The 7533-nt window shown below is 67.4% G+C and carries 6 protein-coding genes; all 6 read left to right on the forward strand.

Annotated features, from left to right (window positions below; genetic code table 11):
* Positions 1-1908: a translational GTPase TypA gene (gene typA / locus ACWCYY_RS15665; RefSeq protein ID WP_345282148.1), complete on the forward strand. Its 1908-nt coding sequence runs from the start codon at positions 1-3 to the stop codon at positions 1906-1908.
* Positions 1909-2314: 406 nt separating this feature from the next.
* Complete coding sequence (locus ACWCYY_RS15670) at positions 2315-3940, forward strand: peptide ABC transporter substrate-binding protein (RefSeq protein WP_345282150.1); 1626 nt, start codon at positions 2315-2317, stop codon at positions 3938-3940.
* A gap of 146 nt (positions 3941-4086) precedes the next feature.
* A complete protein-coding gene (locus ACWCYY_RS15675; RefSeq protein ID WP_345282152.1) occupies positions 4087-5016 on the forward strand; it encodes an ABC transporter permease in 930 nt (309 codons plus the stop codon).
* A complete protein-coding gene (locus ACWCYY_RS15680; RefSeq protein WP_449796292.1) occupies positions 5009-5947 on the forward strand; it encodes an ABC transporter permease in 939 nt (312 codons plus the stop codon). The genes ACWCYY_RS15675 and ACWCYY_RS15680 overlap by 8 nt, the downstream gene beginning before the upstream one ends.
* A 14-nt stretch (positions 5948-5961) precedes the next feature.
* Positions 5962-7011 carry an ABC transporter ATP-binding protein gene (locus tag ACWCYY_RS15685; RefSeq protein WP_345282156.1) on the forward strand — a complete coding sequence of 350 codons (1050 nt, stop codon included), beginning with the start codon at positions 5962-5964 and terminating at the stop codon, positions 7009-7011.
* On the forward strand, positions 7004-7533 hold a 530-nt coding region (locus tag ACWCYY_RS15690; RefSeq protein WP_449796293.1), incomplete at its 3' end, for an ATP-binding cassette domain-containing protein. The genes ACWCYY_RS15685 and ACWCYY_RS15690, both read left to right, overlap by 8 nt.

Consider the following 7533-nt stretch of genomic DNA (forward strand, 5'->3'; position numbering starts at 1 on the left):
ATGCCCACGCGTAATGACATCCGCAACGTTGCCATCGTCGCCCACGTCGACCACGGGAAGACCACCCTCGTCGACGCCATGCTGAAGCAGGCCGGTGCCTTCGCCGCCCACCAGCAGCTGGACGACCGGATGATGGACTCGAACGACCTCGAGCGCGAGAAGGGCATCACCATTCTCGCGAAGAACACCGCCGTCAAGTACCACCCCAAGGACGGCGGGGCCCCGATCACCATCAACATCATCGACACCCCCGGCCACGCCGACTTCGGTGGCGAGGTCGAGCGCGGCCTGTCCATGGTCGACGCCGTCGTGCTGCTGGTCGACGCCTCCGAGGGCCCGCTGCCGCAGACCCGCTTCGTGCTCCGCAAGGCGCTCACCGCGCGGCTGCCCGTCATCCTCTGCATCAACAAGACCGACCGCCCGGACGCCCGGATCGACGAGGTCATCAACGAGACCTACGACCTGTTCCTGGACCTGGACGCGGACGAGGACCAGATCGAGTTCCCGATCGTCTACGCCTGTGCCCGTGACGGCGTCGCCTCGCTGACCAAGCCGGAGAACGGCACCGTGCCGGCCGACTCCGAGAACCTGGAGCCGTTCTTCTCCACCCTGCTGGAGCACGTCCCGGCCCCGACCTACGACGAGGACGCCCCGCTCCAGGCCCACGTCACCAACCTGGACGCCGACAACTTCCTCGGCCGCATCGCGCTGCTCCGCGTCGAGCAGGGCGAGCTGCGCAAGGGCCAGACCGTGGCCTGGATCAAGCGCGACGGCTCCATCTCCAGCGTCCGCATCACCGAGCTGCTGATGACCGAGGCGCTCACCCGCAAGCCGGCCGAGGTGGCCGGCCCCGGTGACATCTGCGCCGTCTCGGGCATCTCCGAGATCATGATCGGCGAGACCCTGGCCGACCCGGAGAACCCGATCGCGCTGCCGCTGATCACGGTCGACGAGCCCGCCATCTCGATGACCATCGGCACCAACACCTCGCCGCTGGTCGGCAAGGGCGGCTCCGGCAAGGGCGCCGACGCCAAGGCCGGCGCCGGCAAGGTCGACCGCAAGGTCACCGCCCGTCAGGTGAAGGACCGCCTGGACCGCGAGCTGATCGGTAACGTCTCGCTCCGCGTGCTGGAGACCGAGCGTCCGGACGCCTGGGAGGTGCAGGGCCGCGGTGAGCTGGCGCTGGCCATCCTGATCGAGACCATGCGCCGGGAAGGCTTCGAGCTGACCGTCGGCAAGCCCCAGGTCGTCACCAAGGAGGTCAACGGCAAGACCCACGAGCCGGTCGAGCGCCTCACGGTGGACGTGCCAGAGGAGCACATGGGTGCCGTCACCCAGCTGATGGGCGTCCGCAAGGGCCGGATGGACAACATGTCCAACCACGGCTCGGGCTGGGTCCGGATGGAGTTCGTGGTGCCGTCCCGCGGCCTGATCGGCTTCCGCACCGAGTTCCTCACCAACACCCGCGGCACCGGCATCGCGCACTCGATCCACGAGGGCCACGAGCCGTGGTTCGGCAACCTGACGACCCGTAACAACGGTTCGCTGGTGGCCGACCGCTCCGGTGTGGTCACCGCCTTCGCGATGACCAACCTGCAGGAGCGCGGCGTGCTGTTCACCGACCCCGGCACCGAGGTGTACGAGGGCATGATCGTCGGCGAGAACTCGCGCGCCGACGACATGGACGTGAACATCACCAAGGAGAAGAAGCTCACCAACATGCGTTCCTCGAACGCGGACGTGGCCGAGTCGATCGTCCCGCCGCGCAAGCTCTCGCTGGAGCAGAGCCTGGAGTTCTGCCGCGAGGACGAGTGCATCGAGGTCACCCCGGAGACCGTGCGCATCCGCAAGGTCGTCCTGGACGCCAAGGAGCGCGGCCGCACCGCCTCGCGGGCCAAGAAGGCCTGAACCACCCCGTAACACCGGACCGGCCGGCGCCCCGCACGGGGCGCCGGCCGGTCCGTTTCTGTGACGGTGAGTCGTCAACGCGCGTAGTCGCCGGAGGGGGGAGGTGTTCGTTAATCGGACGTGACGAACCGTCATTCATGGCAACTGTCCGTTTAGTACCTGTCTGGGTATGTCTGGAATGTCCGTTTACCGAGATTTCATGTGACCAAATTGAGATCGGTAATGGCGTAGTTCGTATCCCTGCGTGACGGATAGTGGAGCCAGTCGAGCTCGGGTCCAGGGTTTCGCGCAGGGGTGCGCGCCGAAGCCTGAGCGAGGAAAGCACCGCCTGGCCAACGGCGATGACGCCGGCCAGTCCCCCTGCGGTGCGCTCCACGTATGCAACACGGATTCAGGAGGCACACCCATGCGCGGTGCCAGCCAGGCCAAGTGGGTCGTCGCAGCCGTCGCGGTCGCCCTCGCGGCCACCGCCTGCGGTAGCGGTTCGTCGTCGAGCGAGGGCGGAGCGGCCAACGCGGCCGGGACGTTCAGCTACCAGAGCTCCGAGCCGCAGAACCCGCTCCAGCCGGCCAATGCCATGGAGGTCGGTGGCGGTCGCATCATCAAGACCCTGTTCAAGGGCCTGGTGGACTACGACCCCACCAACGGTTCGCTGCGCAACCAGGTCGCCGACAAGATCGAGACCACCGACGCGCAGAACTACACCGTCACCCTGAAGTCCGGCTGGACCTTCCACGACGGCACCCCGGTGACCGCGGCCTCCTTCGTGGACGCCTGGAACTGGGCCGCCAACACCAAGAACAACCAGATCAACTCGGACTGGTTCTCCGACATCGAGGGCTACGACGCCGTCCACCCGGAGAAGGGTGACCCGACCGCCGACAAGATGTCCGGTCTGGCCGTCGTCGACGACACCCACTTCACCATCAAGCTGACCGGCCCGGTCTCGTACTTCCAGTACAAGCTCGGCTACACGGCCTTCTCGCCGCTGCCGAAGGCGTTCTTCACCGACCCGGCGGCCTACGGCCAGAAGCCGGTCGGCAACGGCCCCTACAAGTTCGTCTCGTGGGAGCACAACCAGGCCGTCACCGTCGCCTCCTACGACAAGTACGCGGGCAGCGACAAGCCGAAGAACGGCGGCATCGTCTTCAAGAACTACGCGCAGGCCGACGCCGCGTACAAGGACCTGGTCTCCGATAACCTGGACGTGCTCGACCAGGTCGACCCGTCGAACCTGGCCTCGTACAAGAACGACCTCGGTGACCGCGCGGTCGACCAGGCCCAGGGCGCCATCCAGAACATCTCCTTCGCGATGTACCAGGACGGCTGGAAGGGCGTCGACAAGGCCAAGGTCCGCCAGGGCCTGTCGATGGCGATCGACCGCGACACCATCACCAAGACCGTGCTGAACGGCTCCCGCCAGGCGGCCAACAGCTGGGTCGCCCCCGGTGCGATGGGCTACAAGGACAACACCTGCGGCGAGGCCTGCACCTTCAACCCGGCCAAGGCCAAGCAGCTGGTGACCGAGGGCGGCGGCGTCCCGAACAACAAGATCACCGTGGTCTACAACGCCGACGGCGGGCACAAGGAGTGGGTGGACGCGGTCTGCAACTCCATCCGCCAGTCCACCGGCGTGGAGTGCGTCGGCGACGCGAAGCCGGACTTCAAGACCTCGCGCGACATCATCAAGAAGAAGCAGGTCCAGAGCATGATGCGGACCGGCTGGGTGCAGGACTACCCCCTGAACGCCAACTTCCTGCGCGACGTCTACGGCACCGGTGCCGCCGCGAACGACGCGGGCTACTCGTCCGCCGAGTTCGACAAGTACGCCGCCGAGGCGGACAAGGCGACCACGGTCGAGAAGACCGCCGAGCTGTACCAGAAGGCCGAGGCCGAGCTGGCCAAGGACATGCCGGCCATCCCGCTCTGGTACTACAAGACGACCGCCGGTTACTCGAAGAACGTCCAGAACGTGAAGTACGACTCCTTCGGTGACCCGGTCTTCACCCAGGTCGAGGTCAAGCAGAAGTAACCAGGGCCACCACCACACTGGCCTGACTCGACGACGGCCGGTGTCCACGACCACCCCACGAGGGCGGTCCGGCACCGGCCGTCGGCACGCCTAGAACCTCTGAAATCGGGATGACGCCCCGTCAGAGAGCAGCAATTGGAGGCACGATGGGGCGCTTTGTCGCGAGGCGACTGCTCCAAATGATCCCGGTCTTCCTGGGGACCACCGCGCTGATCTTCTTCATGGTCCGCGTGCTCCCGGGTGACCCGGTCGCCGCGATGTGGGGCGACAAGGCGCCGGACCCGGCCCAACTCGCGGCCTTCAAGCACCGCTTGGGCCTCGACCTGCCGATGTGGCAGCAGTACCTGAACTACATGGGCGACCTGTTCACCGGGAACTTCGGCGAGACCATGTCGGGCCGTCAGGTCATCGACGTGATCTCCGAGGCGCTGCCGGTGACGGTGCGGCTCGCGCTGATGGCCTTCGCCATCGAGATCGTCTTCGGCGTCGGGATCGGCCTGCTGGCCGGCCTCAAGCGCGGCAAGCTCGCGGACAAGGGCACCCTGGTCTTCACCCTGGTGCTGATCTCGATCCCGGTTCCGGTGCTCGGCTACATCTTCCAGAACGTCTTCGCCACCCAGCTCGGCTGGGTGACCCCCACCGTGCCGGTGAACTCGGACAAGTGGATCGACCTGCTGCTGCCCGCCATCGTGCTGGGTTCGCTCTCGCTGGCCTACGTGGCCCGGCTGAGCCGCACCTCGATCGTGGAGAACATCAAGGCCGACTACATCCGGACCGCGATCGCCAAGGGCCTGCCGCGCCGCAAGGTCATCGGCACCCACCTGCTGCGCAACTCGATGATCCCGGTGGTCACCTTCCTGGGCACCGACCTGGGCGCCCTGATGGGCGGCGCGATCGTCACCGAGGGCATCTTCAACGTCAAGGGCGTCGGCAACGCGCTCTTCCGCGCGATCAACCAGAAGGAAGGCGCGACGGTCGTCGGCTTCGTGGTCGTCCTCGTGATCGTCTACCTCGTCGCCAGCCTGATCGTCGACCTGCTCTACGCGGTCCTGGACCCGAGGATTCGGTATGCCTGACCTGATCGAGAAGAAGACCCCCGCGATCCCGGCCCAGCAGGGCACCGTCGCGGAGCCCAAGCCGGAGAAGGCCCGCAGCCTCGGCTCGGACGCCTGGGAGGACCTGCGCCGCCGGCCGATCTTCCTGATCTCGGCCGCGCTCATCCTGGTCCTGGTCGTGATGACCGTGGTGCCCGGCCTGTTCACCTCGGTGGACCCGCGCGCCGGCGACCTGCGCAACCACTACCTGAGCGCGCCGAACTACACCCACTTCTTCCAGGCCGACTGGTTCGGCTACGACGGCCAGGGCCGGTCGATCTACGCCCGCGTGGTGTACGGCGCCCGCGCCTCGATCATCGTGGGCATCTGCGTCACCGCCGCGGTCACCATCACCGGTGGCTTCGTCGGGATGCTGGCCGGGTACTTCGGCGGCTGGATCGACACCCTGCTGTCGCGCCTGACCGACATCTTCTTCGGCATCCCGCTGCTGCTCGGCTGCCTGGTGGTGCTGAACGCCTTCACCGAGCGCACCGTCTGGTCCGTGGTCTTCGCGCTCACGGTGCTCGGCTGGACCCAGATGGCCCGCGTGATGCGCGGCTCGGTGATCACCGTCAAGCAGGCCGACTACGTCACCGCCGCCAAGGCGCTCGGCGCCGGCACCGGCCGCATCCTGCTCAAGCACGTGCTGCCGAACGCGATCGCCCCGGTGATCGTGGTCGCCACCATCGCGCTCGGCGGCTACATCGCCACCGAGGCCACGCTGAGCTTCCTGGGCATCGGCCTCCAGGACCCGACCATCTCCTGGGGCATCGACATCAACTCGGCCCAGAAGGTGATCCGCACCGCCCCGTTCGCGCTGTTCTTCCCGGCCGGGATGCTCAGCCTCACGGTGCTGGCCTTCATCATGATGGGCGACGCCGTGCGCGACGCCCTCGACCCGAAGCTGCGCTGAGAGAGGGATCGAGCATGACCACCGTCATCGAGAAGACGCAGTCCGAGCCGAGGCTCACTCCGGGCACCCCGCTGCTCGAAGTCCGGGACCTGCACGTCGAGTTCAAGACCAAGGACGGCATCGCCAAGGCCGTCAACGGGGTGAACTACAGCGTCAGCGCGGGCGAGACCCTCGCCGTCCTCGGCGAGTCCGGCTCCGGCAAGTCCGTGACCGCGCAGACCATCATGGGCATCCTCGACATGCCGCCCGGCCGGGTCACCTCCGGGGAGATCCTGTACCGCGGCCAGGACATGCTGAAGATGTCCAACGAGGAGCGCCGGAAGATCCGCGGCCGCAAGATCGCGATGATCTTCCAGGACGCGCTCTCCTCCCTCAACCCCGTGCTCTCGGTGGGCTACCAGCTCGGCGAGATGTTCCGGGTGCACCAGGGGGCCTCCCGCAAGGAGGCCAAGGAGAAGGCCATCGAGCTGATGGACCGAGTGCGCATCCCGGCCGCCCGTCAGCGCGTGGGCGACTACCCGCACCAGTTCTCCGGCGGCATGCGCCAGCGCATCATGATCGCCATGGCGCTGGCCCTGGAGCCGGACCTGATCATCGCCGACGAGCCCACCACCGCCCTGGACGTCACCGTCCAGGCCCAGGTGATGGACCTGCTCGCCGAGCTGCAGGCCGAGTACCACATGGGCCTGATCCTGATCACCCACGACCTCGGCGTGGTCGCCGACGTCGCGGACAAGATCGCGGTCATGTACGCGGGCCGGATCGTCGAGACCGCCCCGGTGCACGAGCTCTACGCCAACCCGGCGCACCCGTACACCGAGGGCCTGCTGCGCTCGATCCCGCGCCTGGACCAGAAGGGCCAGGAGCTCTACGCGATCAAGGGCCTGCCGCCCAACCTGCTGAAGGTGCCCGCCGGTTGCGCCTTCAACCCGCGCTGCGACCGGGCCACCGACCTGTGCCGCAGCGAGATCCCCGCGCTGCACCAGGTGCTCGACAAGGACGGCGCCGAGCTCGCCGGCCGCAAGAGCGCCTGCCACCTCTGGAAGGAGACCCTCCATGGCTGAGCCCATCCTGGAGGTGAAGGACCTGGTCAAGCACTACCCGCTGACCGCCGGCGTCCTCTTCAAGAAGCAGGTCGGCGCGGTCAAGGCCGTCGACGGGATCTCCTTCGACCTGATGCGCGGTGAGACGCTGGGCATCGTCGGCGAGTCGGGCTGTGGCAAGTCCACCCTGGCCAAGGTGCTGATGAACCTGGAGCGGGCCACCTCCGGCCAGGTGCTCTACAAGGGCGAGGACATCTCCAAGCTCTCGGGCGCCGCGCTGAAGGCCGTCCGCCGCAACATCCAGATGGTCTTCCAGGACCCGTACACCTCGCTCAACCCCCGCATGACGGTGGGCGACATCATCGGCGAGCCGTACGAGATCCACCCCGAGGTGGCGCCGAAGGGCGACCGCCGCAAGGCGGTGCAGGACCTGCTGGACGTGGTCGGGCTGAACCCGGAGTACATCAACCGGTACCCGCACCAGTTCTCCGGCGGGCAGCGGCAGCGGATCGGGATCGCCCGGGGGTTGGCGCTCAAGCCGGA

This window comes from Kitasatospora sp. NPDC001664 (assembly GCF_053596675.1).